Source organism: Ectothiorhodospira shaposhnikovii (assembly GCF_022227765.1).
In the GTDB taxonomy this organism is placed as follows: domain Bacteria; phylum Pseudomonadota; class Gammaproteobacteria; order Ectothiorhodospirales; family Ectothiorhodospiraceae; genus Ectothiorhodospira.
This window is the reverse complement of sequence record NZ_JAJMLZ010000001.1, coordinates 247,686-271,824: the sequence shown is the minus strand read 5'-3', so window position 1 is coordinate 271,824 and position 24,139 is coordinate 247,686. Positions and strand designations below refer to the sequence as shown.

Sequence of the window (24,139 nt, the reverse complement as noted above, 5' to 3'; positions counted from 1 at the left end):
CTACCGTGAACAGCCCGGCGCCGTTGAAGGCGCCGGCGGGCAAAATGGGGGGCGGTCTTTAATGCGGAACCAGGACTAGGCGCCGGAACCCCGACGGGCTCTCATCATCTCGATGAACCGATTGAACTGCGGGGCCACGTCCTCGGGGCCGGGACTGGCCTCGGGATGGCCCTGGAAACTCACGGCGGGCCGGTCGGTCAGTTCGATGCCCTGCAGGGTACCGTCGAACAGGGAACGATGACTGGTCCGGGCATTGGCCGGCAACGTCTTCTCGTCGATGGCAAAGCCGTGGTTCTGACTGGATATCATCACCTTGCCGGTGGCCAGATCCTGAACCGGATGGTTCGCGCCATGATGGCCGAACTTCATCTTCATGGACTTCGCACCCACGGACAGCCCCAGCAGCTGATGCCCCAGACAGATCCCGTACAGGGGGATGTTTCTTTCCAGCAGCCCCTGAATGCCGCGGATGGCGTAATCACAGGGCGCCGGATCACCGGGACCATTGGAAAGCAGGACACCGTCCGGATTCAGGGCCAGGATCTCCTCGGCGGTACTGGTGGCGGGCACCACGGTGACACGGCAACCCCGATCCACCAGCAGACGCAGCATGTTGCGCTTGACGCCGAAGTCGTAGCAGACCACGTGGAAAGGGCGCTCGACGGGTTCTTGCCGATAGCCTTCACCCAGGCTCCAGCCACCCTCGGTCCACTCAAAGGTGGTATCGGTGGTGACGGTCCGGGCCAGATCCATGCCGTTGATGCCGGGGAAGGCGCGGGCAGCTTCCAGGGCCTTGGCCTCGTCCACCTCGCCGGCCATGATGCAGCCGTTCTGGGCACCCTTTTCCCGCAGCAGACGGGTCAGGCGACGGGTATCCACGCCGGTGATGGCGACGATGCCGTGGCGCTTGAGGTAATCGGGCAGGGTTTCGGTGGCACGCCAGTTGGACATGCGCTCGGGCACATGGCGGACGATCAGTCCGGCGGCCTGGGGGCCTTCGGCTTCCTCGTCCTCGGGATTGATACCGGTGTTGCCGATGTGGGGATAGGTGAGCGTCACCATCTGACGCGAATAGGAAGGATCCGTGAGGATTTCCTGATAACCGGTCATGGATGTATTGAACACGACTTCACCCACGGTGGTTCCTTCCGCACCCAGGGCGTAACCGTGAAACAGACTGCCATCTTCCAAAGCCAGCAAGGCGGGTGTGGTTCTCAAAGAGTCCTCCGGCACACATAGAAACAGGGCGGGTTGGGAGACCCAACCAGCCCTGTCAGGGATTTCAAGACCTGTTGAATGGCGTAAATTCTAGCGGATCAGGGCCATTTCGTCCAATGAAGCCCCTGCCTGGGGAGACGCCCTATCCGGCCAGTCCCAGCACGTCCTGCATGTCGTACAACCCCGCCGGACGGCCGTTGAGCCAGGCGGCGGCGCGCATGGCGCCCTTGGCGAAGGTCATGCGGCTGGAAGCCTTGTGAGTGATTTCCACCCGCTCCCCCAGACCGGCAAACATCACCGTGTGCTCGCCGACGATGTCACCGGCCCGAATGGTTTCGAAACCGATGGTCTGCCGATCCCGTTCGCCCGTCACCCCTTCCCGGCCATAGACGGCGCAGGTCTTGAGGTCACGCCCCAGGGCATCCGCCACCACCTCGCCCATGCGCAGGGCGGTACCGGAAGGGGCATCCACCTTGTGCCGGTGATGGGCCTCGACGATCTCGATATCCACCTCGTCACCCAGCACCCGGGCCGCCAGATCCAGCAGCTTGAGACACAGGTTGACCCCTACGCTCATGTTGGGTGCAAAGACCACGGGAATCTCTTCAGCGGCCTTGCGGATCACGGCCTTCTGCGTGTCGGTGAATCCGGTGGTCCCGATCACCATCGCCTTGCCCGCCCGACGACAGATTTCCAGATGCGCCAGACTGCCCTCCGGACGCGTGAAGTCCACCAACACATCGAACCGGTCGACGGCGGCCGCCGGGTCCGCCTCCAGGGTCACCCCCAGGCGCCCCAGGCCCGCCAGTTCACCGGCATCCGCCCCCAGCAGACTGCTGGACGGCATCTCGGTGGCCACGGTGGGCTCAAGCCCCGGGGCCAGGACCGCCGCCTCGATCAGGGTGCGCCCCATGCGCCCACCGGCGCCGACAATGGCTACGCGTACCGCGCTCATGACTTTCTCCAGAACTTGAGATCTTCAAAGAAACCCTTCACCCCGTCCAGCCAGCCCTCATGCTGGGGGCTGTGCTTCTGGCCGCCCGCCTTCATGGCGGCATCGAACTGCTCCAGCAACTCCTTCTGCTCCTTGGTGAGATTCACCGGCGTCTCCACCTTGACGCTGCAGATCAGGTCGCCCTCGGCACCCCCATGCACGGACTTGACGCCCTTGCCCCGGAGGCGGAACAGGCGGCCGGACTGGGTCTCGGCGGGGATCTTCAGGGCCACCCGACCCTTGAGGGTGGGGATCTCCAATTCGCCCCCCAGGGTGGCGACGGCGAAGCTGATGGGCACTTCGCAGAACAGGTCGCTGCCCTTACGAGTGAACAGCTTGTGGGGCTTGACATGGACCTGCACGTACAGATCCCCGGACGGTCCGCCGTTGACACCGGCTTCCCCTTCTCCGGACAGCCGGATACGGTCGCCGCTGTCCACACCGGCGGGAATGGCCACGCTCAGGGTGCGACGCTCCTCCACCCGGCCCTGCCCCCGGCAACTCCCGCAGGGCTTGGCGATGATCTTGCCGGTACCGCGACAGCGGGGGCAGGTCTGCTGTACCGAGAAGAAACCCTGCTGCATGCGCACCCGCCCCACCCCGTTACAGGTGGGACAGGTTTCGGGGCTGGTACCCGGCTCGGCACCGGAACCGTGACAGGCCTTACAGGTCACCAGGGTGGGCACACGGATCTTCACCTCGGTGCCGAAGACGGCCTCTTCCAGGGTCATCTCCAGGTTGTACTGCAGATCCGCGCCGCGGAAGGCATTGCTGCCGCCGCGACCACCGGCACCACCAAAGATGTCGCCGAACAGATCCTCGAAGATATCGCTGAAACTGGCGCCTCCCGGTCCCCCACGGCCGGCACCGGCGGCCCCTTCCACGCCGGCGTGACCGAACTGGTCATAGGCGGCCCGCTTGCGGGCATCGGACAGCACTTCGTAGGCCTCCTTGGCCTCCTTGAAATGCTCTTCCGCCTGTTTGTCGCCGGGGTTCCGGTCGGGATGATATTTCATGGCCAACCGGCGGAAGGCCTTCTTGAGTGCGTCCTCGCTGGCGTTCTTCGCCACCCCCAGGACTTCGTAATAGTCGCGTTTTGCCATGATTACCGTGGGTCTTGCAGAAACGTGAAAGCCCGTGGACCGGCACATGCCCCGGTTGCGGGCACCTGCCGGTCAACGGACCCGGATGCAGTGGGAAAGGCCCGTCCTGGGACGGGCCTTGGCCGTTACTTCTTCTTATCGTCCACTTCTTCGAACTCGGCGTCCACCACATCGTCCTGGGCACCCTTGGTACCGGCCTGACCCTGGGCATCACCGGCGCCTTCGGCGGCGGCACCCTCGGCCTGCTGGGCATACATGCGCTCCGCCAACTTGCCGGAGGCCTCGGCCAGCTTCTGGGTGCGGTCCTCGATGGTCGCCTTGTCGTCACCCTTCATGGCATCCCGCAGGGCACTGATGGCGGATTCGATGGCGCTCTTCTCGCCGGCCTCCACCTTGTCGCCCATGTCCTTGAGGGTCTTCTCCACCGAGTGGATCAGGTTGTCCGCCTGATTGCGCACGCCCACCAGTTCGTGGAAACGCTTGTCTTCCTCGGCATGGGCCTCGGCATCCTTGACCATGCGTTCGATCTCGGCATCGTTCAGACCGGAAGAGGCCTTGATGACGATGGACTGCTGCTTGCCGGTGGCCTTGTCCTTGGCGGACACATTGAGGATGCCGTTGGCATCGATGTCGAACACCACCTCGATCTGAGGCACGCCACGGGGAGCCGGCGGGATATCCGCCAGATCGAAGCGACCCAGGGACTTGTTGGCATGGGCCACTTCGCGCTCACCCTGCAGCACGTGCACCGTCACCGCGGTCTGGTTGTCCTCGGCGGTGGAAAACACCTGGGAGGCCTTGGTGGGGATGGTGGTGTTCTTTTCGATCAGCTTGGTCATCACACCGCCCAGGGTCTCGATACCCAGGGACAGGGGCGTGACGTCCAGCAGCAGCACGTCCTTGACGTCGCCGCCCAGCACGCCACCCTGGATCGCGGCGCCCACCGCCACCGCCTCGTCGGGGTTGACGTCGCGACGGGGTTCCTTGCCGAAGAAGTCCTTCACCGCCTCCTGCACCTTGGGCATGCGGGTCTGGCCGCCCACCAGGATCACGTCGTCGATCTGGGACACGGACAGGCCGGCATCCTTCAGGGCCACCTTGCAGGGCTCGATGGTGCGCTTGACCAGTTCTTCCACCAGGGCTTCCAGCTTGGCGCGGGACACCTTGATGTTCAGATGCTTGGGTCCGGTGTTGTCGGCGGTGATGTACGGCAGGTTGACGTCGGTCTGCTGGCTGGAGGAAAGCTCGATCTTGGCCTTCTCGGCGGCCTCCTTCAGACGCTGCATGGCCAGCGGGTCGCCGGTCAGGTCGATGCCCTGCTCCTTCTTGAACTCGGCCGCCAGGTATTCGATCAGGCGGGAGTCGAAGTCCTCGCCGCCCAGGAAGGTGTCGCCGTTGGTGGCCAGCACCTCGAACTGGTGCTCGCCGTCCACTTCGGCAATCTCGATGATGGAGATGTCGAAGGTGCCGCCGCCCAGGTCATAGACCGCCACCTTGCTGTCACCGCGCTTCTTGTCCAGGCCGTAGGCCAGGGCCGCGGCGGTGGGCTCGTTGATGATGCGGCGAACTTCCAGGCCGGCGATCTTGCCGGCGTCCTTGGTGGCCTGACGCTGGGAGTCGTTGAAGTAGGCCGGCACGGTGATCACCGCCTCGGTGACCGGCTCGCCCAGGTAGTCCTCGGCGGTCTTCTTCATCTTCTGCAGCACGCGGGCGGAGATTTCCGGAGCGGCCATCTTCTTGCCGCGCACGTCCACCCAGGCGTCGCCGTTATCCGCCTTGACGATCTTGTAGGGCACCAGCTTGATGTCCTTCTGCACTTCGGGTTCTTCGAAGCGGCGCCCAATCAGGCGCTTGACCGCAAACAGGGTGTTCTGGGGATTGGTCACCGCCTGGCGCTTGGCGGACTGGCCCACCAGCACCTCGCCGTCCTCGGCGAAGGCCACGATGGAGGGGGTGGTACGACCGCCCTCGGCGTTTTCAATGACCTTGGCATTGCCGCCTTCCATGATGGCGACGCAGGAATTGGTCGTGCCCAGGTCGATACCGATGATCTTGCCCATGTGTGTCTCCAAAAGTGTTCAGGTTTCTGTCAATGCCGTGAATCCGGGATTACCCGCTTGATGGGGGTGCCGCCGGGCCTTTTCAAGCCCCGGCGAAAAATCCGTCCCTCGGGGTCATTCGCTGCCGGCCGCCGGTGCCTTGCTGACAATCACCATGGCGGGGCGCAGCAGACGATCATTGAGGGCATACCCCTTCTGCAGCACGGTCATGACGGTGTTGGGTTCCAGTTCGGCATTTTCCTGCATGGACATGGCCTGATGGCGCTCCGGATCGAAGCGCTGGCCGGCGGGGTCCACCACTTCGATGCCCTGCTTGGCCATCACCTGCTCCAGCATCTTCAGGGTCAGCTCCGTACCCTCGCGAATCTTGTTCAGGTCGGCCTCGCCGCGCGCGGCATCCAGGCCCATTTCCAGGCTGTCCTTCACCGGCAGCAGCTCACCGGCGAAACGTTCCAGGGCATACTTGTGGGCATTTTCCACATCCCGGCTCATGCGCTTGCGCAGGTTTTCCAGCTCCGCCTGGGCGCGCACCAGCTTGTCCCAGTGGTCCTGAGCCTGTTTCTGTGCGTCTTCAAGCTGCTTGAGCAGTGCCCCGGGGCTGAATTCCGGCGTCGTCTCTTCAGGGGCCGCGGGCGCCTGTTCATGCTGGGGTTTATCGACTTGTTCCTCGTTCGCCATGGAAAACTCCGATCTGCTCATGTCTTTGGTGTATTCGGCAAAAAAGCCCCTCTCACCGCTGATGACCCGGTGAGGGCATGCCTTCGTATGTGGGACTTCAGTTACGGGAATTCAAGGCCGCGCCCAGCAGCCTGGCGGTGATGTCCACCGCCGGAATGATGCGTTCGTAGGCCATGCGGGTGGGGCCGATCACCCCCAGCACGCCCACGATCCGGCCGCCCACGCTGTAGGGAGCCGTGACCACGCTGCAGTCATCGAGCACCTGATGCCCCGACTCCTGGCCGATGAAGATCTGGACCCCCTCGGCACTGATGCAACTGTCCAGCAGGGTGAGCAACTGCCTTTTTTCGTTGAAGGCCTCGAACAGGTTGCGCAATTTCTCCACGCTGGAAAGTTCCGCGTAGTCCATGAGGTGGATCTGACCGGCAAAGACCAGATCATCGCCGCCCTCGTCGTCGCAAAAGGCCTTTTCGCCCAGCTCGATGGCGGCCAGCATGAGGGTGTTCATGTGCTCGCGGACAGCCTTCATCTCCTTGAGCACCTGCTCCCGGGCCTGTCGCAGGTCGCGCCCGGCCAGATGCTGATTGAGATAATTGGCCATCTGCTGCAGCTCGGCGTGGGAATACTCCCGCTCCAGCTCCAGGATGCGGTTCTGTACTTCCCGCTTGTTCATCACCAGGATCGCCAGCACCTGGCGCCCGGACAGTTTGAGAAACTCGATCTGACTGAGGGCGGCATGATCCCGCCGCGGCACCCTGACCATCCCGGCCATCTGGGTGATGGCCGAAAGCAGGTCCGAAGCGGACTCCACCAGGGCCTTGGTGTCCATGTCGGGGGTAAGGCGCTGCTTGAGCGCGCGCACCTCGGCACTGTCCAGGGGTTTGACTTCCAGCAGGCAATCCACGAACAGGCGATAACCCAGGGAGGTGGGAATCCGTCCCGCCGAGGTATGAGGAGAGCTGACCAGCCCGAGGTCTTCCAGATCCGCCATGACATTGCGGATGGAGGCGGGACTGAGATCCAGACCGGCGGTACGAGCCAGGGTACGGGAGCCCACCGGCTGTCCGTCGCGCACATAGCTCTCCACCAGCGCCCGCAGCAGCAGCCGGGCACGTTCGGAAAGAGCCTGAGATTGTGTTGTCGGGGATGTCTTCATGGTCCACCCTGGCACTCGTTGAGTGTGAGTGCCAGACACCGCATGTTACTCAAGGAAACGGCGGGTGGCTAGCCTGCCGGCACTCGCCACCCGCCACGCATTTCCACCATAATCCCCTGCATGAATCCTTCTTTCCACACCATCGGCATCATTGCCAAGACCCAGGAACAGCGCCTGGGACACATCCTGGAGGCCCTGATCGGGCATCTGCAGCACCATCAGCGCCGCATCCTCCTGGATGACAGCGTGCTGCCCTGGCTGGATGACACCTCCGCCGGTGAGCCGGTGACACGGGCACACATGGCCGCCGAAGCGGACCTGGCCATCGTGGTGGGTGGTGACGGCACCTTCCTGGGCGCGGCCCGTACCCTGGCGGATGCCGAGGTACCGCTGCTGGGTGTCAATGCGGGTCGCCTGGGCTTCCTGGTGGACGTCTCCCCTCACGAGATGCTGGGGCGGCTGGACGAGATCCTGTCCGGTCTTTATGTGGAGGACCGACGCAGCATGCTGCATGCCCGCCTGATGCGGGGGGATGACGTGGTGGCGGCCCAGGATGCCCTGAACGATGTGGTCATGCACATTCGTGACGCCGTGCGCATGATCGAGTTCGACACCTGGATCAACGGCCGTTTCGTCAACACCCAGCGGGCCGACGGCATGGTGGTGGCCACCCCCACCGGCTCCACCGCCTATGCCCTGTCGGGCGGCGGCCCCATTCTCTCTCCCTGCCTGGAGGCCGTGGTCATGGTGCCGATCTGCCCCCATGGACTGAGCAATCGCCCCCTGGTGGTCCCCGCCGGCAACCGCATCGAGATCGCCGTCAACGAGCATAGCCGCACCCTGGCCCAGGTGGCCTTCGATGGCCAGGACACCTTTGACATGGAGCCTCTGGACCGGATCGTGATCGAGCCCAAACCCCGCAAACTGCGTCTGATCCACCCCACCGGCTATGACTACCTGCAGATCCTGAGGGTGAAACTGGGCTGGGGGGAACAACCCTGAGCACTGTTCAAACATACAATAAAATCCCTGCTCCCCCCTTCCTTCGGGGAGATTTACTCTTTACCCTCTCACGGTGACCCGGGCCGTCACCCTCGACATGCCCATAACCCCCAACCGCGAATCCCGACCGTGCTGACCCACATCCAGATCCGAGATTTCGCCATCGTCGATGAACTGACCCTGGACCTGTCCACGGGCATGACCGCGCTGACCGGGGAAACCGGGGCGGGCAAATCCATCCTGGTGGATGCCCTGGGCCTGGTACTGGGCGACCGGGCCGACAGCACCACCGTGCGCCACGGCGCGGAACGGGCCGAGATCAGCGCCCGCTTCGACATCAGCCGGGAGGCGGAGGCCCGCGCTTGGCTGGAGTCACAGGACCTGGACACGGAAGAATGCCTGATCCGGCGGGTCATCGCCCGGGACGGCAAGAGCCGAGCCTGGATCAACGGTTCGGCGGTGACCCTCCAATCCCTCAAGTCCCTGGGCGAGATGCTGGTGGACATCCATGGGCAGCATGCCCATCAGTCCCTGCTGCGACGGGAAGTCCAGCGCCGCATCCTGGACGACTACGCCGACCACCCGGAGCGACTCGCCGCCATGGCCCGTGATCACGGCACCTGGCAGAAGGCCGCCCGACGCCTGGCGGAACTGAGCGAGGACGGCGAAGCCAGGGCGGCCCGCCGGGACCTGTTGCGATTCCAGACCGACGAACTCAGGGCCCTGGACCTGGCGGAGGGGGAACTGGAACGGATCGAGGAAGAACACGGCCGCCTGGCCCATGCCGGGCGCCTGCTGGAGATGGCCGAAACCGCCTACCAGGGCCTCTATGAAGCCGACGGCAGCGCCGAATCCGTGGTGGGACGGTTCTGCACCGACATCGAACATCTACAGTCCCTGGACAGCCGTCTGGCGGAACCTAGGGAGCTGTTGGCGGCCGCCCAGATACAGATCCGCGAGGCCGCCGACTGGCTGCGCCGCTATGCCGACGGCATGGACATGGATCCGGCACGGCTGAATTTCCTCGAATCCCGCCTGGCCGCCGTCCAGGATCTGGCCCGCAAGCACCGGGTGGACCCCACGGCCCTGCCCCGCCTGCTGGAAACACTGGAAACGGAACTGGGCCGACTGGAGGAAGGCGGTGAAAACCTGGAGGCGCTCACCCGGGCGGTGGAACAGGCGCTGCAAACCTGCCTGCGTCAGGCAGCCGAACTCTCGGACGCCCGCCGCCGGGCGGCGGAAAGACTCTCGGAGGCCGTCACCCAGGCCATGCAGGCGCTGGGCATGGAAGGCGGACGGTTCGCCTGCAGCGTGGAGGATGACGGCAGGGGACAGCCATCGGCCCACGGCATGGATCGGGTGGAATTTCTGGTCAGCGCCAACCCGGGGCAACCCCTCCAACCCCTGGCCAAGGTGGCCTCCGGCGGTGAACTCTCCCGCATCAGCCTGGCCATCCAGATGATCGCGGCCCACGCTCTGCCCATCGCCACCCTGGTCTTCGACGAAGTGGATACGGGGATCGGCGGCGGCGTGGCCGAAGTGGTGGGACGTCAGCTGCGCAGCCTGGGCGGGCATCGGCAGGTGCTGTGCGTGACCCATCTGCCTCAGGTGGCGGCCCAGGCCCACCGGCACCTGCAGGTGAAGAAGCACAAAGGCAAGGACCATACCACCACGCGCATCCGCTCACTGGCGGACGAGCACCGGGTACAGGAGCTGGCCAGGATGCTCGGTGGCGTCGAGATCACCGAACAGAGCCTGGCCCATGCCCGGGAAATGATCACCCGGGCAGCAACCAGTTGATCAATCCGCGCCGTCGGCCGCCTGCTTTTTGGGGCAACCGCCCTGACTGCACTCACCGTAGATGATCAGGGCATGGTCCTGGATGGTGTACCCCAGCTTGTCGGCAATCGCCCTCTGGCGTTCTTCTATGATCGGGTCCACGAACTCATCCACGCGCCCGCATTTCACGCAGACGATGTGATCATGATGACGTCCGCGCTCCAGCTCGAACACGGCCTGATTGCCCTCGAAATGATGACGACTGACCAGGCCGGCCGCCTCGAACTGGGTCAGCACCCGGTAGACCGTTGCCAGACCGATCTCCTCGCCCGCCGACAACAGCTGGCGATAAATGGTCTCGGCGCTCATATGGTGGTCTTCCGCAGTCTCCAGGATCTGCAGGATCTTCACGCGGGGAAGCGTTACCTTGAGTCCGGCCTTCTTGAGCTCTTGGGTTTCCATGGGAGTTGATCTCCATGCGAGATGATCCGACACCTGGTGTAGAATCCCGCGCTATTGGTTTTCGGAACGTGGCCCATCTTGCAACTCACGGCCTACAGGACGCAATTATGGCAAGACTGATTCTTTATTCTATCCTCATTGGCGGATTACTGCAGGGTTGCGGCAGCGGACTGCTGTCCGTGCACCGGCCGGACGTGCAACAGGGCAATGCCATTGAGGAGAGCCGACTGGAACAGGTTCAGATCGGCATGACCCAACGACAGGTCCGATTTCTGCTGGGAGAGCCGCTGTTGAGGGACCCCTTCCAGGGCGATGGCCGATGGGATTACGTGTACTACCATCGTCCAGGGAACGGCACGGCGGTGCATCGACGGGTCATCATCTTCTTCGAAGACGGCCTGGTGTCGAGGATTGAGGACAGCGGCTTGCGGGAAGTGGCGCAAACATAGTCGATCCCGGCATGCCGGGGAGGCGATCAGGCCTCCCCGGCGCCCTTCTTCATGACCTTCCCTTCGGCGGCGCGCTTCTTGCGCACCTGCTTGGGATCCGCGATCAACGGCCGGTAGATCTCCACCCGGTCGCGATGATGGAGCGCGGCATTGAGCTTGGCGAGTTTGCCATAGACACCGACCTTGTTCACCGCCAGGTCGATCTCCGGCACCTTGTCCAGGATACCGGACTGACGGATGGCATCTTCCACCGTCGCCCCCTGGGGCAGGGACACTTCCAGCACCCACTGCTGGTCGGAGCGGGCGTAGGCCACCTCCACCCGGAGACGTTCATCGGACACCGTAGACCTCCCTCGCCCGCTTGACGAAGGAATCCACCAGGGTGTTGGCGATCTGGTGAAACACCGGGCCAAAGGCCATGCTCATGATCCGGTTGGAGAACTCGAATTCCAGGTCCAGGGAGACCCGGCTGGCGGTATCGCTCATGGCATCGAAGCGCCAGAAGCCTTCCAGATGCCGGAACGGCCCCTCCACCAGGCGCATCTCGATCATCTTGTTGCGCTGCAGGCGGTTGCGGGTGGTGAACGACTTGCGCACGGCACCCTTGGCCAGCTCGATGCTGGCCTTCACCTCATCCTCATTGGCGAACAGCACCGCGGAGCTGCGGCAACCCGGCAGAAAGCGCGGATAGGCCGCCACGTCGTTCACCAGATCAAACATCTCCTTGGGCGTGTAGGGCACCAGCGCATGACGACTTATGGAAGGCATGAAGCTCCCCTGGTTATCAGATGAGATTGACCGCCTTGAGGAAGACCAGCAGGATGCCGATCGGGGCGGCGAAGCGCAGCACATAATACCATGCCTTGAAAAGTACCCGGCTGTGCAGGCCCAGCTCATCCTCCACGGAACGCTGGGTCATCCGCCAGCCCACGAACAGGGCAATCAGCAGCCCCCCCAGGGGCAGCATGATGTTGGAAGTCAGGTAATCGGCCATCTCGAACAGAGTGCCGCCGATGAAGGTGGCCTCGCCGCCGATGGTCAGGCTGAAGCCGATGGGATTGGACCAGAGGCTGAATGACAGGATGGTCCCCAACCCCAGGAACCAGGCAATGCCGCCCACGATCACCGCTGCCATGGGCCGGTCAAAGCCCCGGTTCTCCACCAACCAGGCCACCGCCGGCTCCATCAGGGAAATGGACGAGGTCCAGGCCGCGGTGACCAGCAACAGGAAGAACAGGGTGCCGAAGATCAGCCCACCCGGCATCTCCGCAAAGGCCATGGGCAGGGTGATGAAGATCAGACCGGGACCTTCACCGGGCGCCAGACCGCTGGCAAAGACGATGGGGAAGATGGCCAGACCGGCCAGCAGGGCCACGGCGGTATCCGCCGACACCACCGTGGCGGACGTCTTGAGGATGGAAGCCTTGGAACTCAGATAGGAGCCGTAGATCATGATGGCGCCCATGCCCAGGCTCAGGGTGAAGAAGGCCTGCCCCATGGCCAGCAGGATGGTGTCACCGCTCACCTCACTCCAGTCCGGCTTGAACAGGAAACTGACCCCCTCCATGAAGTGACCCTGGCTCATGGAATAGCCCACCAGCAACAGCAGCAAGCCGAACAGTGCGGGCATGAGGAACTTGACCGCCTTCTCAAGCCCCGAACGCACCCCTCGGGCCACCACCAGGACATTCATGATCATGAACAGGGTATGCCAGGCCAGCAGCCGCTCCGGATCGCTCACCAGGGCGTTGAACATGCCCCTGACCCCGTCGGCATCCAGACCGGTGAAAGCGCCGCCCGCGGCCCTGAAGACGTAGGACAGGGACCAGCCCGCGATCACGCTGTAGTAGGAGAGGATGATGAAGCCCGCCGCCACGCCGAGCCAGCCGACGAACCCCCAGGCCCGATGCAGTCCTTCCTCCCGGGACAAGGTGGCCATGGTGTTGATGGGACTCTGCCGGCCCCGTCTGCCCAACGCGATCTCCGCCATCATGATGGGCAGGCCGATCAGCAGGATGCAGGCCAGATAGATGAGCACGAAGGCGCCGCCGCCGTTCTCTCCGGCGATGTAGGGAAAACGCCAGATGTTGCCCAGGCCGACGGCCGAACCGGTGGCCGCCAGGATGAAGACCAGCTTCGAGGACCACTGGCCATGAATCGAGCTTTCTCTTCTCATTGATGGTTTCCCCCACGCGATCGGCGCATTTTGCGGAATTTACCGCCACGGCTCAACGTCCGGCGGTTTCCGGTCGCACATCCCCGGGTATCGCACACGGCAAAAGGGCCACTGGAAAACGAATGTCGGCAGTCCATTGGATCAGACAGCTCGTTTATAATCGCCCGATGAGCAAAAAATCAAAAAATGCCCCGGGCGGCAGCACCATCGCCCTGAACAAGAAGGCCAAGCACGAATACTTCATCGAGGAGCGTTTCGAGGCCGGCCTGGCCCTGGAGGGCTGGGAAGCCAAGAGCCTTCGGGCCGGACGGGTGCAGCTCAGTGAGAGCTATGTCCTGATCAAGGCCGGAGAGGCCTGGCTGTTCGGTGCCCATCTCACCCCGCTGGCCACCGCCTCCACCCACATTCACCCGGACCCCATGCGCAGCCGCAAGCTGCTGCTGCACCGGGCCGAGCTCAACAAGCTCATCGGGCAGGTGGAGCGCAAGGGGTACACCCTGGTGCCGCTGGCCCTGTACTGGAAGCGGGGCCGCGCCAAGCTGGAAATCGGCCTGGCCAAGGGCAAGAAGGAACACGACAAGCGGGCGGTCTCGAAGGAGCGGGACTGGCAACGGGAGAAAGCCCGAGTGGTCAAGACCGTGACCCGCTAACCGCCGGCGCCAGGCCTGTTACCAGGCCTGAATCTCACCCGCCTTGGCCAGCACCTTGAGATAGGCCTCATGGGCCTCCTGCTCCGCCTCGGTGGGGCGGATGACCGCCAGCGGGGGTCGGTCGACCGGTAGCCGGCGGATGCGGGTATCCGCCGAGGCGCCCCCCTGCCCTTCCGACTCCATGCCCAGGGACAGGCTTTTCTGGCCGCCGGTCATGGCCAGGTAGACCTCCGCCAGGATGCGGGCGTCCAGCAATGCGCCGTGGAGCTCCCGGCCCGAATTGTCGATCTGGTAGCGCTTGCACAGAGCATCCAGGCTGTTGCGCTGCCCCGGGTGCATCTTGCGCGCCATCGCCAGGGAGTCGGTGATGGTGCAGTAATCCTCCAGCCGGCCCCAGTCCCCGTCCAACCGGGACAGCTCGTGGTTGATGAACCCCACGTCAAAGGGGGCGTTGTGGATGATCAGCTCCGAGCCGCGGACAAACTCGATGAAATCCTCCACCACATCGGCAAAGCGCGGCTTGTCGGCGAGGAATTCGTTGGTGATGCCGTGGACTTCCACCGCCCCGGCATCCACTTCCCGGTCCGGCTGCAGATACTGGTGGTAATGACGCGAGGTATGGCGACGTCGCACCATCTCCACGCAGCCGATTTCGATGATGCGGTGGCCGTCGGACGGCTCCAGGCCGGTGGTTTCCGTATCCAGGATCACGATCCGGTCATTGGCTTGCAGAGTCACGGTCGTTCCTCACTTCACTCGCAGGGCATCGATGGCTTCGTTGGCCAGACGATCGGCCAGTTCATTTTCGGGATGTCCGTTATGTCCCCGTACCCAGTGCCAGCGCACCTGATGCCGTGAAGCCGCCTCATCCAGGCGCTGCCACAGATCCTGGTTCTTCACCGGCTCACCCGCCGCGGTACGCCAGCCGCGACGCTTCCAGTTGGGTAACCATTGATTGATCCCGTTCTTGACGTACTGGGAATCGGTGGTCAGATCCACCACACAAGGGCGCTTGAGCAGTTCCAGCGCCGCAATGGCCGCCATCAGCTCCATCCGGTTGTTGGTGGTCTGGGACTCGCCCCCCTTGAGCTGTTTTTCATGGGGGCCGAAGCGCAGCAACGCCCCCCAGCCACCGGGCCCCGGGTTGCCCCGGCAGGCGCCATCGGTAAAGATTTCCACCACGTCAGTCACGATCCGTTCTCCGGCAAAAGGGGCTGGCCAGGCCGCCGGGCACCATGTTCCGGGACGGTCGCCAGCGTGTTCGCAGAGGCAGTACATTGGCCACGCGCTTGCGGGCCAGAATCACGTAGCCGGCCCCCAGATAGGGCAGATGACGCCCCCCCAGACACTCCACCACCCGCAGGCGGGCCTTGAATCCGGAACGGCCCTCCGGCGGGCGAAAGCCCGCGTAGGCACGCGCCAGGACCTCGAACCCCAGCAAGGCCAGCCAGTCCCGGACCCGACCCGTGGCGTGGCACTGACCGGACCAGGGCGCCCCCTTGCCGCCGAGGCGCCCGGGCAACATCCCCCGGAGTCCCGGCAGACTGAGGGGGTTGAAACCGATGATCAGGACATGGCCCTCGGGCACCAGGATGCGATCCGTCTCGCGCAGGACCTGGTAAGGATCTTCCACCTGTTCCAGACAATGTACCAGCGCCACCAGATCCATGCTGTCGGTGAGGATGGGGAGGGCATCGGCCAAGGCACTGACATCCCCGCGACCGGGGTCGCATTCCAGGCGTACCCGATGGTTGATCCGGCTGGCGGCCAGCAGGTCATGGTTCGGATCCAGATGCCCGATCTGCAGGGCATGATAGCCGAACAGTTGCGGTACGAAACGGTCCAGATGGGACTGCAGGGCCGCCTGCATGGCTCGCCCCGGCGCAGACCCATACCAGGCTTGCAGGCATTCCCGGTGCCGGGCACATGAGGTTCTGGGTGACGACATCAGGTGAGCATAGAATCTTCCGGGGGGGCATGGCCAGCGATAATAAGTCTCCCGCCGGGGTTGAGGGCACGGGGATGCCCCGCTATCCTAGCGTCCCTATGAAAAAGAACAAGCCGAAAGGTCTTGGGGGCGTCCTGCTGGGGGCAACGTTGCTGCTATCCGCCTGCGCCAGCCTGGATGGAGGACACGCCGTTCAGGAGGCCCCGCTTCTTGCCGGAGCGGACCCTGTCGCCAAGAGCACCCGGCTCGCCTCTCAAGGGGAGACGGCGGCCAAGCCCAGGCCCCGGATCAACGTGGCAAAGCCACTGGCCGATACCTCGCCCTCGCCCACCACGGATGAAACCATCTGGGGACGGGTCCGCGAAGGGTTCGGCCTGCCGGATGAGCGGGATCACGAACGGGTCCAGCATTACATTCAGTGGCACCAGGCCAACTCCGATTATCTGGGCCAGGTCCTGGCCAGGGCGGAACCCTACCTGCACTATATCCTGGAAGAAATCGAAGCCCGGGACCTTCCCGCCGAACTGCTGCTGCTGCCGGTGGTGGAAAGCGCCTACCGTGCCGATGTCTATTCCTCGGGACAGGCGGCGGGCATCTGGCAGTTCATCCCTTCCACGGGCCGTCATTTCGGCCTCCATCAGAACTGGTGGTACGACGGCCGCAAGGACATTCACACCTCCACTCATGCGGCCCTGGACTACCTCACCCAACTGAATGAACGCTTCGACGGCGACTGGCTGCTGGCCCTGGCAGCCTACAATGCCGGACAAGGCACCGTCAGCCGGGCCATCGCCCGCAACGAATCACTGGGACAGCCCACCGACTACTGGAACCTGGACCTGCCCCGGGAAACCCAGCACTACGTCCCCAGGCTGCTGGCCCTGCAGGCCATCGTGGCCGATCCGGAGCACTACCAGGTCGGACTCTGGCCGGTGGCGGACGAGCCGCGCCTGGCCCTGGTGGATCTGGGCGGACAACTGGAACTGAGCGTCGCCGCGGAGCTGGCGGACCTGTCCCTGGACGAGATCATGCAACTCAATCCGGCCTTCCACCGCTGGGCCACGGACCCGGACGGCCCCCATCACCTGCTCCTGCCGCTGGACCGGGTGGAATCCTTCCAGATTGCCCTCGCCGCCCTGCCCCGCGAACAGCGGGTGTCCTGGCTGCGTCACCAGGTTCGGCCCGGCGAGACGCTGGGGCATATCGCGACCCGCTACAATACCAGTGTCGCACTCCTGCAACGGACCAATGAACTGAAAAGTCACCTGATCCGGGTTGGAGATCACCTTCTCATCCCCACCGCCGAGCCCTCCACCCAGGAGGTTGCCGCGGGGCGGCAGGACGAAAACCGGCAGGCGTCACGAAGCCGCACGCTCCATCACCGGGTACAACCGGGTGATACTCTCTGGGGCCTTGCCAGGACCTACGGCGTCACCCTTCAGGAACTGGCGGCCTGGAACCGCATCTCCAGCGATGCCACCCTGCGGCCGGGCCAGACCCTGCTGATACGCCAGGCGGAAACCGCCATGGCGGCAGCGGCCGGCAGTACCCGGGGGAATGTCCTGACCTATGCCGTTCGTCCCGGTGATTCCCTGTCCTCCATTTCCCGACGCTTCGGCGTGCGTATCAGCGACATACAGGACTGGAATCAGCTGGATGGCCATCTGATCCGCCCTGGCCAGCAGCTCAATCTCTACGTGGACGCCAACCCGCGGGAAAGCTGACCCCGATGTCGGCGCTTCGGCGGCATGGTGATACCTTTTGGACCAAGATCCATGGCGTCCCGGGTCGCTCCAGCCTATGATTCGTGGATACCGACTTCCACCGCTGCCCGATGGTCAAAGCCGCCTCCATGTCTTCTTCCGAAACGCTGCAGATATTCGGCCGCACCCATCCCGGCAAAATCCGCCCTCACAACGAGGACTGCATCGGCGAAGACCCTGAACTGGGCATCGTCGTGGTTGCCGACGGCATGGGAGGCCACTTGGCCGGCGAGGTCGCCAGCCGGCTGGCGGTGGATACCGTGTTGCAGAACCTCAGGCAGTGTCTCGCCGGCCACGGCATCCACCGCCGGAACGGAGGCACCGAGCCTCGAGATGACAGCCTCGCCGTGCGACGGGCCATCATCGACGCCAACACGGCCATCCAGCAGGCGGGCAGGAACAATGCCGGTCATGCCGGCATGGGCACCACCCTGGTGATGGCCCTGTTCAATCACCACCATGTGATCCTGGCCCACGTGGGCGATTCAAGAATCTATCGATTTCGAGAGGATCATCTGGAACAGATGACCACGGATCACACCCTGATCCAGGAAATGGTGGATCGCGGCTTTTACTCCCATCAGGAAGCACTGGCATCGGTCAACCGCAATCTGGTCACCCGCGCATTGGGTATCGACACCACGGTGGCCGTGGATATCCGGAATGAAATGCTGCTCCCCGGAGACCTTTACCTGCTCTGCTCCGACGGTCTCAACGACATGCTCGACGATGCCCTCATCGAGGATATCCTGCGCAATCATCCCGGTGATCTGGAACAGGCAACCCATCTGCTGATCGACAAGGCCAACGAATACGGCGGCCGGGACAACATTTCCGTAGTCCTGGCAAGGCCGGCGCTGCCGCTGCCCCGCCGGATGCCCTGGTACCGACGCATGATCGATTTCTGGCGTTGATTTGCAGGAGGCGAACCGTCAACCATGCCCAGACTCTGCATTTCCTGTGGTGACACCTTCATCGCCGACTATCCCCTGGGGCACAAAACCATCACCCTCGGTCGTCGGCCGGACAACGACATACGGCTCAACAATCTGGCCGTCAGCGGCTACCATGCCCAGGTGATCAGCCTGCTGAACGCCGCCTTGGTGGAGGATCTGGGCAGCACCAACGGCACCGTGGTCAACGGTGCCCGGATTCGCAAGCGGGTGCTGCGGGAGGGAGACGTCATCGTCATCGGCAACTATCAGATCCGCTTCACCGAACTCGGCACCACCAGGGAGGACGGCCGACACGGTGTCGACGAAACCCTGATTCTTCCCGCGGGCGCCCCCCTCGTCCCGCCCCCCGTCGGCGGTGCCGTGCCCGAGGACCCGATGAGGGGGCAAAGGTCATCCACCGCCCTCGCCAGGGCCAGGGTGCAGATACTCAGCGGCGCCAACGCAGGCCGTGAACTTCCCATCACCAAGGCCGTGACCACACTCGGTCATCCGGGGGTGCAGGTGGCAGCGATCCTGCGGCGCGGCCCGGACTACTACATCACCCATGTGGAGGGTGGCTCCAGGGCCAGCCCGCCGCGGCTCAATGGCGAGGAACTCACCACCCAGGCCCGTCCGCTCAGAAACCATGACATCATCGATGTTGCCGGGGTACGGATGGAGTTCATGATGGTGCAATAGGCGATCCACGAGGAGCGTTCCATGGCATACCTACAGGCCTACCTCAACCGCCGGCCCGCCGGTGAATACCCGCTGCAGGAAGGCACCACGACCATCGGTCGCCGACGGGGCAACCTGATCCGTCTGGATGATCGCTCGGTCAGCGGACACCACGCCCGTCTACGCTTTTACCGGGGTACCGCCACCCTGCACGACCTCGACAGCACCAACGGAACCTTCATCAACGGCGAAAGGATCCAGGAAGCCACGCTCCATGACGGAGACTTCATCGTCATCGGGAAATTCCGGCTTCGTTTCTGGCTTGATCAACAGGTCTCACCGCCGCCCCCCGAACCGGACACCCCGGATGATGCAGGCACTTACATCCTGCGCTTGGCTACCCCCGGGATGCCGCCCATCCGGGCAAACCCGGAACTCACTCACCGGATTCGAGATACCCGGGCACAGGCGGAGGCCGCCCCGGTGCCCGACGCCGGCCACGGGGACAGGCCAGCGGCCCGTATCTCGCTGCGCATCCTCAGCGGACGCAACCAGGGCAGACACCTGGACCTGCTGTCTGCGGTGAACGCTCTGGGGGAGCCGGGACGGCAGGTGGTGGCCCTGATCCGGGATGAAGACAAGCTGTTCCTTCAGCCCCTGCAGTCCGAACTGGGCCCGCCCCTGATCAACCACCGGCCGATCGAGGACCACGACCGGCATCCACTGCAACAGGACGACCTGCTGGAGGTGGCCGGCGTACAGATGGTGGTCACCATCGACGCACCCATCCGGGAAGCGCCCGCCCCCTGAGAACGGGCGACACGGAACCCGTCAGTCCAGCACCACCCGCGGCACCGCCGACAGCAGTTTTCGGGTGTATTCATGCTCGGGCGCCCGACAGATCCGGCGTGCCTCCCCCTGTTCAACCACCCGCCCCTGATACATCACCGCCATGGTGTCGGCCAGGTATTCCACCACCCCGATGTTATGGGTGATGAACAACAGGGTCAGCCCCCGCTCCCGGGTCAGGCGGCCGAGAATCTGCAGCACCTCCGCCTGCACCGAGACGTCCAGGGCGCTGGTTACCTCGTCACAGACAATGAAGGCCGGGTCCAGCACCAGCGCCCGGGCAATGCCGATACGCTGGCGCTGCCCCCCGGAGAACTCATGGGGATAACGCCACAGGCTTTCCGCCGGCAATTGCACCTGCTCCAGCACCCGGGCCGCCAGGGCCAACCGCTCATCCCGATCCTTGCCGATCCCGTGCACGGCCATAGGCTCGGTCAGGGTGGCCGCCACGGTCAGGCGGGGGTTCAGGGATGACATGGGGTCCTGGAAAATGATCTGCATGCGCCGACGGTAGGGCTTCATGCCCTTGGCCGGCAGGCGGGTGATGTCCTCGCCGGCAAACAGGATGCGTCCGCCGGTGGGCTCCAGCAACCGGATGATGGCCCGGCCCAGGGTAGTCTTGCCGCAACCGGACTCCCCCACCAAGGCCATGACCTGCCCCTTGGGGATATCCAGGCTCACCCCGTCCACCGCCCGCACATGGTCCACCACCCGGCGCATGAGTCCCTTGCGCACCGGGAAATGGATCTGCAGGTCCCGCAGACGGACCAGAGGCACCGCCTCCGGAGCCTGTTGTCCGGCAGCCCCGTCCGCCCCCCGGGCGGCCTCCCGGCGACGGCTGAGATTCTCCGGCAGGGCATCAATGAGCTGCCGGGTATAGGGATGCTCCGGACGCCGCAGTACCTGCCGCACGGTCCCCTCCTCCACCAGTTTCCCCAGACGCATCACCCCCAGGCGGTGCCCCATCCGGGCCACCACGCCGAAATCGTGGGTGATGAAGAGGATGGCCATGCCGTTACGGTCCTGCAGTTCCCGCATCAGACGCAGGATCTCCGCCTGTACCGTCACGTCCAGGGCCGTGGTGGGCTCGTCGGCGATCAGCAGGTCCGGTTCGCAGGCCATGGCCATGGCGATCATCACCCGCTGGCGTTGCCCGCCGGAGAGACGGTGCGGAAATTCGTCCGCCCGTTCGGCGGGATGGGGAATCTGCACCTGGGCCAGGGCCTCGATGGTCCGCTCTCGGATCTCCGCCTCCGACAATTCCGGACGGTGGAGCCTGAGCACTTCGCCGATCTGCTCCCCCACCGTGAACACCGGGTTGAGGGAGGTCATGGGCTCCTGGAAGATCATGCTCATGCGGGCGCCGCGGATGCGGCGGCGTTCCGTCTCCGGCAGATCCAGCATGTCCACGGTCCGGTGACTGCCGTCGGCGAGGCGTTCCTGGAACAGGATCTGTCCCCCGGGATGATCACTGATGCCCCGGGGCAGCAACTGGATCACCGACAGGGCCGTGACCGACTTGCCGCTGCCCGACTCCCCAACCAGACAGAAGGTTTCCCCCCGCTCGATACCGAAACTGACATCATCCACGGCCTTCACGGTGGCACCGCCGGCCTGGAGATGGGTCTGCAGGTTTCTGACCTCCAGCAGCATGTTCAGGCCTTCTTTTTCAGATAAGGGTCAAGGGCATCCCGCAGGGATTCCCCCACCAGGTTGTAGGCAAACACGGTGAGGAAAATGGCGCCACCGGGGAAGGCGGCCATCCACCAGTTGAAGGAGGAAGACTGTACCGCCTGATTGAGCATCTGCCCCCAGGAGGGATCATCCACCAGCCCCAGTCCGAGAAAGCTCAGGGTGGCCTCCGCCAGGATCGCCGAGGCCACGCCGAAGCTGGCCGCCACCAGGATCGGCGCCACGCCGTTGGGCAACATGTGGCGGAACAGCACGGAACGCAACGGCAAGCCGCAGGCCACCGCCGCCTGCACATAGTCCTGCTCCCGCAGCTTGAGGAACTCGGCGCGCACGTAGCGGGCATAACCGGACCAGGAGGTGATGCCGATGATGATCATCATCATGTAGAGACTGCGGCCGAAGAAGGCGACAAAGGTGAGCAGCAGGAACAGGGTGGGAATGGCCTCGAAGATCTCCACGATGCGCATGCCGATCATGTCCACGATGCCCGAGAAATACCCCATCAGCCCGCCGACGATGACCCCGATCACCAGGGCGATGCCGGTGGCGATGAAGCCGATGGCCAGGGCGATGCGGGAGGCATGGACCATCCGCGACAACACGTCGGCGCCGTTTTCCTCCGTGCCCAGCCAGTGCCGGCGCAGGTCATCGGCCAGGGGCGGCTCCATGCCCGTGTCGCCGAAGTCCCGCAGGTAATCCTTGGGGGAATACGGGATCGGGGCACGCAGCACCCAGTCGTACTGGCCGGCCGCTTCCGCCTCCCGATACTGTTCATGAATCACCAGCTTGGGGGGAGAGACGGTGACGGCACTGATCCCGCCGGCCACCACCAGCACCCCCAGCAGGATCAGCAGTTTCCTGGGCAGGGAGAGGCGCAGGAACAACAACACCAGACCGGTACAAAAACCCGCCATCAGGGTCACATCGGTGGGCGTCAGGTGACGCAGCACCGGACTGGACCAGTTGCCCTCCTCCAGGATCAGCCACGGATGGCTGCTGGCCAGGAAGGGGGCAAACACGGCCACCGCCGCCAGAATGCCGATCCAGGCCAACCCCACCCGCGCCCCCCAGCGCAGCAGTACCTCCCGGGCCACCTGGGCCGCATAGCCGCGGGAGCGCCGGGTGGGTGGGGTCAGTGTCGGCGCCTGTACCGTGTCAGTCATAACTCACCCGCGGGTCCGCAATCGCATAGCACAGGTCCGCCAGCAGGTAGCCCACCAGCGTCAGCACACCACTGATCAGGGTGACCGACAGCACCAGCTCCCGGTCACGGGTCTGCACCGCCTCCACCGCCAGCTTGCCCATGCCATCGATGGAAAAGATGGTCTCGACGATCACCGAACCCGCCAGCAGGCTGGGCAGCAGGGTGGCGGACACGGTGATCAGGGGCAGCAGGGAGTTGCGAAACACGTGTCGCCAGAGCACGTCGCTTTCCCCTACCCCCTTGGCCCTCGCGGTGCGGGCATAGTCGGAGAGCAGATTTTCCAGCACCGCCGAACGAGTCAGCTTGGCCAGGAAGGCGAACCCGCCGTAGGACAGACACAACACCGGCAGAATCAGGTGCCAGGCCCGGTCCAGCACAAACCCCCGAATGAATTCACCCTGGGCCAGCCCCGCCGCCAGGGCGATGCCCACCCCCATGCCCAGCAGCCCGAGGATGCCGACCCGCAGGCCGGTGAACGTGGAGGCCGCCACCAGACCCACCACCCCGGCCACCAGCAGCATCAGGACCACGTGCAGCGGACCGAAGGTGACCACCGACACCCCGTTGGCCATCAGCACCCCCAGCCCGCCGCCCAGGACCGCCCCAAGCAGGATGCGCCAGTGACGGGCCAGTTTCAGCGCGCCCCAGATCATCAACGCGGCACACAGCCCGGCCAGCAGGAACAGCAAAAGCAGGTCGGTGGCCACGGTCCAGTGGGGCAGGAACGGCATGTCCAGGGCCTCGCGCCGGTTAATGCCGCCGGTGGGGAACCAACGCCAGAACTGCTCCGAGGCAAAGAACCCGATCAGCAGCACACCGGCCAGCATGGTGGGCACGGACCACAACCCCAGCAGGACCATCCCCGAACCGGTATCGAAGCGGCTGCCGCGCCGGGTGGCCGCCTGCACCCCCACGGCAATGGCGATGACGTAGATGAGGGGAATGGACAGGATGTTGAGCAACAGGGTGATGGGCAGGCGCTCGGCGATCAGATCCCCCACCGGTCGGCCGTAGCGGAAACTGGTGCCCAGTTCGGAGCCCTTGAACAGGGAAAAGCCGCTGATCGCCCCGTCCTGGTCGAAGGTGAAACCCGCCGGGGAGACATTGTTGAGCCAGCGCAGATACTGCACCGGCGCCGGCTGATCCAGGCCGTACATGCGGTTGTAATACTCCTCCAGCGCCTTCTTGGCCTGGGGCTCCAGATTCATGCCGTCCACCAGGGACTGGGCACTGATGCCACCGGGGGCGGCGGCCATGACCACGAACACCACCACGGTGATCCCGATCAGAGTGGGAAACATGAGCAGCAGGCGACGGACGATATAGGTCAGCATGGCCGGGTC

Annotated in this window: 24 protein-coding genes; 8 read left to right on the top strand and 16 right to left on the bottom strand. The window is 64.4% G+C overall.

The window, feature by feature from the left end:
- Positions 1 to 75 precede the first annotated feature (75 nt).
- The 6 genes from carA to hrcA all read right to left on the bottom strand — a co-directional run bounded on the left by carA (position 76) and on the right by hrcA (position 7,209).
- On the bottom strand, positions 76 to 1,218 hold the full coding sequence (carA, locus tag LQD11_RS01305) for a glutamine-hydrolyzing carbamoyl-phosphate synthase small subunit (protein WP_238615899.1): 1,143 nt from the start codon (positions 1,216 to 1,218) through the stop codon (positions 76 to 78).
- A 142-nt stretch (positions 1,219 to 1,360) separates the two neighbouring features.
- On the bottom strand, positions 1,361 to 2,173 hold the full coding sequence (gene dapB / locus LQD11_RS01300) for a 4-hydroxy-tetrahydrodipicolinate reductase (RefSeq protein WP_238615898.1): 813 nt from the start codon (positions 2,171 to 2,173) through the stop codon (positions 1,361 to 1,363).
- Positions 2,170 to 3,315, bottom strand: coding sequence for a molecular chaperone DnaJ (gene dnaJ / locus LQD11_RS01295; protein ID WP_238615897.1), 1,146 nt, complete (start codon positions 3,313 to 3,315; stop codon positions 2,170 to 2,172). Before dnaJ ends, dapB begins: the two co-directional genes overlap by 4 nt.
- A 125-nt stretch (positions 3,316 to 3,440) precedes the next feature.
- Positions 3,441 to 5,375: a molecular chaperone DnaK gene (dnaK, locus tag LQD11_RS01290; protein ID WP_238615896.1), complete on the bottom strand. Its 1,935-nt coding sequence runs from the start codon at positions 5,373 to 5,375 to the stop codon at positions 3,441 to 3,443.
- A gap of 114 nt (positions 5,376 to 5,489) precedes the next feature.
- Positions 5,490 to 6,053, bottom strand: coding sequence for a nucleotide exchange factor GrpE (gene grpE / locus LQD11_RS01285; protein ID WP_008931981.1), 564 nt, complete (start codon positions 6,051 to 6,053; stop codon positions 5,490 to 5,492).
- Positions 6,054 to 6,150: 97 nt separating this feature from the next.
- Positions 6,151 to 7,209 (bottom strand): heat-inducible transcriptional repressor HrcA, encoded by a 1,059-nt coding sequence (gene hrcA / locus LQD11_RS01280; protein ID WP_238615895.1) that lies wholly within the window; start codon positions 7,207 to 7,209, stop codon positions 6,151 to 6,153.
- Between the two features lie 120 nt (positions 7,210 to 7,329).
- Here hrcA and LQD11_RS01275 point away from each other — a divergent pair, with 120 nt between their 5' ends.
- The gene (locus LQD11_RS01275) at positions 7,330 to 8,211 is read left to right on the top strand and encodes an NAD(+) kinase (protein ID WP_238615894.1); all 882 of its coding nucleotides are present in this window, start codon (positions 7,330 to 7,332) and stop codon (positions 8,209 to 8,211) included.
- 129 nt (positions 8,212 to 8,340) lie between these two features.
- Positions 8,341 to 10,011 (top strand): DNA repair protein RecN, encoded by a 1,671-nt coding sequence (gene recN, locus LQD11_RS01270; protein ID WP_238615893.1) that lies wholly within the window; start codon positions 8,341 to 8,343, stop codon positions 10,009 to 10,011.
- Here recN and fur read toward each other — a convergent pair whose 3' ends face one another.
- Entirely contained in the window at positions 10,012 to 10,452 is a 441-nt protein-coding gene (gene fur / locus LQD11_RS01265; protein WP_238615892.1) for a ferric iron uptake transcriptional regulator, read from the bottom strand. It lies immediately after the preceding gene.
- A gap of 107 nt (positions 10,453 to 10,559) precedes the next feature.
- Here fur and LQD11_RS01260 point away from each other — a divergent pair, with 107 nt between their 5' ends.
- Positions 10,560 to 10,901, top strand: a complete 342-nt coding sequence (locus LQD11_RS01260) for an outer membrane protein assembly factor BamE (protein WP_238615891.1) — start codon at positions 10,560 to 10,562, stop codon at positions 10,899 to 10,901.
- Between the two features lie 26 nt (positions 10,902 to 10,927).
- On the opposite strand, the gene LQD11_RS01255 is transcribed toward LQD11_RS01260, so the two are convergent.
- The 3 genes from LQD11_RS01255 to LQD11_RS01245 are packed head-to-tail and all read right to left on the bottom strand — an operon-like array spanning position 10,928 to position 13,077.
- Positions 10,928 to 11,242 (bottom strand): RnfH family protein, encoded by a 315-nt coding sequence (locus tag LQD11_RS01255; RefSeq protein ID WP_238615890.1) that lies wholly within the window; start codon positions 11,240 to 11,242, stop codon positions 10,928 to 10,930.
- Complete coding sequence (locus LQD11_RS01250; protein ID WP_008931974.1) at positions 11,232 to 11,669, bottom strand: type II toxin-antitoxin system RatA family toxin; 438 nt, start codon at positions 11,667 to 11,669, stop codon at positions 11,232 to 11,234. Before LQD11_RS01250 ends, LQD11_RS01255 begins: the two co-directional genes overlap by 11 nt.
- 16 nt (positions 11,670 to 11,685) lie before the next feature.
- A complete protein-coding gene (locus LQD11_RS01245) occupies positions 11,686 to 13,077 on the bottom strand; it encodes a sodium-dependent transporter (RefSeq protein WP_238615889.1) in 1,392 nt (463 codons plus the stop codon).
- A gap of 167 nt (positions 13,078 to 13,244) precedes the next feature.
- Between LQD11_RS01245 and smpB the strand changes: the two genes are divergently transcribed.
- Positions 13,245 to 13,727 (top strand): SsrA-binding protein SmpB, encoded by a 483-nt coding sequence (smpB, locus tag LQD11_RS01240; RefSeq protein WP_238615888.1) that lies wholly within the window; start codon positions 13,245 to 13,247, stop codon positions 13,725 to 13,727.
- Between the two features lie 18 nt (positions 13,728 to 13,745).
- Here smpB and dnaQ read toward each other — a convergent pair whose 3' ends face one another.
- The 3 genes from dnaQ to LQD11_RS01225 are packed head-to-tail and all read right to left on the bottom strand — an operon-like array spanning position 13,746 to position 15,675.
- Positions 13,746 to 14,465, bottom strand: coding sequence for a DNA polymerase III subunit epsilon (dnaQ, locus tag LQD11_RS01235; RefSeq protein WP_238615887.1), 720 nt, complete (start codon positions 14,463 to 14,465; stop codon positions 13,746 to 13,748).
- 9 nt (positions 14,466 to 14,474) lie between these two features.
- Positions 14,475 to 14,918, bottom strand: coding sequence for a ribonuclease HI (gene rnhA / locus LQD11_RS01230; RefSeq protein WP_008931970.1), 444 nt, complete (start codon positions 14,916 to 14,918; stop codon positions 14,475 to 14,477).
- Positions 14,911 to 15,675, bottom strand: a complete 765-nt coding sequence (locus tag LQD11_RS01225) for a class I SAM-dependent methyltransferase (RefSeq protein WP_238615886.1) — start codon at positions 15,673 to 15,675, stop codon at positions 14,911 to 14,913. The genes rnhA and LQD11_RS01225 overlap by 8 nt, the downstream gene beginning before the upstream one ends.
- Before the next feature lie 98 nt (positions 15,676 to 15,773).
- On the opposite strand from LQD11_RS01225, the gene LQD11_RS01220 reads away from it, so the two are divergent.
- From LQD11_RS01220 to LQD11_RS01205, 4 genes are all read left to right on the top strand, one after another.
- Positions 15,774 to 17,399, top strand: coding sequence for a LysM peptidoglycan-binding domain-containing protein (locus LQD11_RS01220; protein ID WP_238615885.1), 1,626 nt, complete (start codon positions 15,774 to 15,776; stop codon positions 17,397 to 17,399).
- Between the two features lie 128 nt (positions 17,400 to 17,527).
- The gene (locus LQD11_RS01215; RefSeq protein WP_238615884.1) at positions 17,528 to 18,352 is read left to right on the top strand and encodes a Stp1/IreP family PP2C-type Ser/Thr phosphatase; all 825 of its coding nucleotides are present in this window, start codon (positions 17,528 to 17,530) and stop codon (positions 18,350 to 18,352) included.
- Positions 18,353 to 18,376: 24 nt separating this feature from the next.
- Positions 18,377 to 19,072, top strand: coding sequence for an FHA domain-containing protein (locus LQD11_RS01210; protein WP_238615883.1), 696 nt, complete (start codon positions 18,377 to 18,379; stop codon positions 19,070 to 19,072).
- 21 nt (positions 19,073 to 19,093) lie between these two features.
- Positions 19,094 to 19,861: an FHA domain-containing protein gene (locus tag LQD11_RS01205; protein WP_238615882.1), complete on the top strand. Its 768-nt coding sequence runs from the start codon at positions 19,094 to 19,096 to the stop codon at positions 19,859 to 19,861.
- 21 nt (positions 19,862 to 19,882) lie between these two features.
- Here the strand turns inward: LQD11_RS01205 and LQD11_RS01200 are convergent, their stop codons facing one another.
- The 3 genes from LQD11_RS01200 to LQD11_RS01190 are packed head-to-tail and all read right to left on the bottom strand — an operon-like array spanning position 19,883 to position 24,130.
- Positions 19,883 to 21,553 carry an ABC transporter ATP-binding protein gene (locus LQD11_RS01200; protein ID WP_238615881.1) on the bottom strand — a complete coding sequence of 557 codons (1,671 nt, stop codon included), beginning with the start codon at positions 21,551 to 21,553 and terminating at the stop codon, positions 19,883 to 19,885.
- Positions 21,554 to 21,555: 2 nt separating this feature from the next.
- Complete coding sequence (locus LQD11_RS01195; protein ID WP_238615880.1) at positions 21,556 to 22,755, bottom strand: ABC transporter permease; 1,200 nt, start codon at positions 22,753 to 22,755, stop codon at positions 21,556 to 21,558.
- Complete coding sequence (locus LQD11_RS01190; RefSeq protein WP_238615879.1) at positions 22,748 to 24,130, bottom strand: ABC transporter permease; 1,383 nt, start codon at positions 24,128 to 24,130, stop codon at positions 22,748 to 22,750. Before LQD11_RS01190 ends, LQD11_RS01195 begins: the two co-directional genes overlap by 8 nt.
- Between the last annotated feature and the right edge of the window lie 9 nt (positions 24,131 to 24,139).

What these genes read in the sequence shown, in the direction of transcription:
- dapB (WP_238615898.1), bottom strand. Translation starts at nt 2,173, where the DNA reads ATGAGCGCGGTACGCGTAGCCATTGTCGGCGCCGGTGGGCGCATGGGG.
- dnaJ (WP_238615897.1), bottom strand. Translation starts at nt 3,315, where the DNA reads ATGGCAAAACGCGACTATTACGAAGTCCTGGGGGTGGCGAAGAACGCC.
- dnaK (WP_238615896.1), bottom strand. Translation starts at nt 5,375, where the DNA reads ATGGGCAAGATCATCGGTATCGACCTGGGCACGACCAATTCCTGCGTC.
- grpE (WP_008931981.1), bottom strand. Translation starts at nt 6,053, where the DNA reads ATGGCGAACGAGGAACAAGTCGATAAACCCCAGCATGAACAGGCGCCC.
- hrcA (WP_238615895.1), bottom strand. Translation starts at nt 7,209, where the DNA reads ATGAAGACATCCCCGACAACACAATCTCAGGCTCTTTCCGAACGTGCC.
- LQD11_RS01275 (WP_238615894.1), top strand. Translation starts at nt 7,330, where the DNA reads ATGAATCCTTCTTTCCACACCATCGGCATCATTGCCAAGACCCAGGAA.
- fur (WP_238615892.1), bottom strand. Translation starts at nt 10,452, where the DNA reads ATGGAAACCCAAGAGCTCAAGAAGGCCGGACTCAAGGTAACGCTTCCC.
- LQD11_RS01260 (WP_238615891.1), top strand. Translation starts at nt 10,560, where the DNA reads ATGGCAAGACTGATTCTTTATTCTATCCTCATTGGCGGATTACTGCAG.
- LQD11_RS01250 (WP_008931974.1), bottom strand. Translation starts at nt 11,669, where the DNA reads ATGCCTTCCATAAGTCGTCATGCGCTGGTGCCCTACACGCCCAAGGAG.
- LQD11_RS01245 (WP_238615889.1), bottom strand. Translation starts at nt 13,077, where the DNA reads ATGAGAAGAGAAAGCTCGATTCATGGCCAGTGGTCCTCGAAGCTGGTC.
- smpB (WP_238615888.1), top strand. Translation starts at nt 13,245, where the DNA reads ATGAGCAAAAAATCAAAAAATGCCCCGGGCGGCAGCACCATCGCCCTG.
- LQD11_RS01225 (WP_238615886.1), bottom strand. Translation starts at nt 15,675, where the DNA reads ATGTCGTCACCCAGAACCTCATGTGCCCGGCACCGGGAATGCCTGCAA.
- LQD11_RS01220 (WP_238615885.1), top strand. Translation starts at nt 15,774, where the DNA reads ATGAAAAAGAACAAGCCGAAAGGTCTTGGGGGCGTCCTGCTGGGGGCA.
- LQD11_RS01215 (WP_238615884.1), top strand. Translation starts at nt 17,528, where the DNA reads ATGTCTTCTTCCGAAACGCTGCAGATATTCGGCCGCACCCATCCCGGC.
- LQD11_RS01210 (WP_238615883.1), top strand. Translation starts at nt 18,377, where the DNA reads ATGCCCAGACTCTGCATTTCCTGTGGTGACACCTTCATCGCCGACTAT.
- LQD11_RS01205 (WP_238615882.1), top strand. Translation starts at nt 19,094, where the DNA reads ATGGCATACCTACAGGCCTACCTCAACCGCCGGCCCGCCGGTGAATAC.
- LQD11_RS01200 (WP_238615881.1), bottom strand. Translation starts at nt 21,553, where the DNA reads ATGCTGCTGGAGGTCAGAAACCTGCAGACCCATCTCCAGGCCGGCGGT.
- LQD11_RS01195 (WP_238615880.1), bottom strand. Translation starts at nt 22,755, where the DNA reads ATGACTGACACGGTACAGGCGCCGACACTGACCCCACCCACCCGGCGC.
- LQD11_RS01190 (WP_238615879.1), bottom strand. Translation starts at nt 24,130, where the DNA reads ATGCTGACCTATATCGTCCGTCGCCTGCTGCTCATGTTTCCCACTCTG.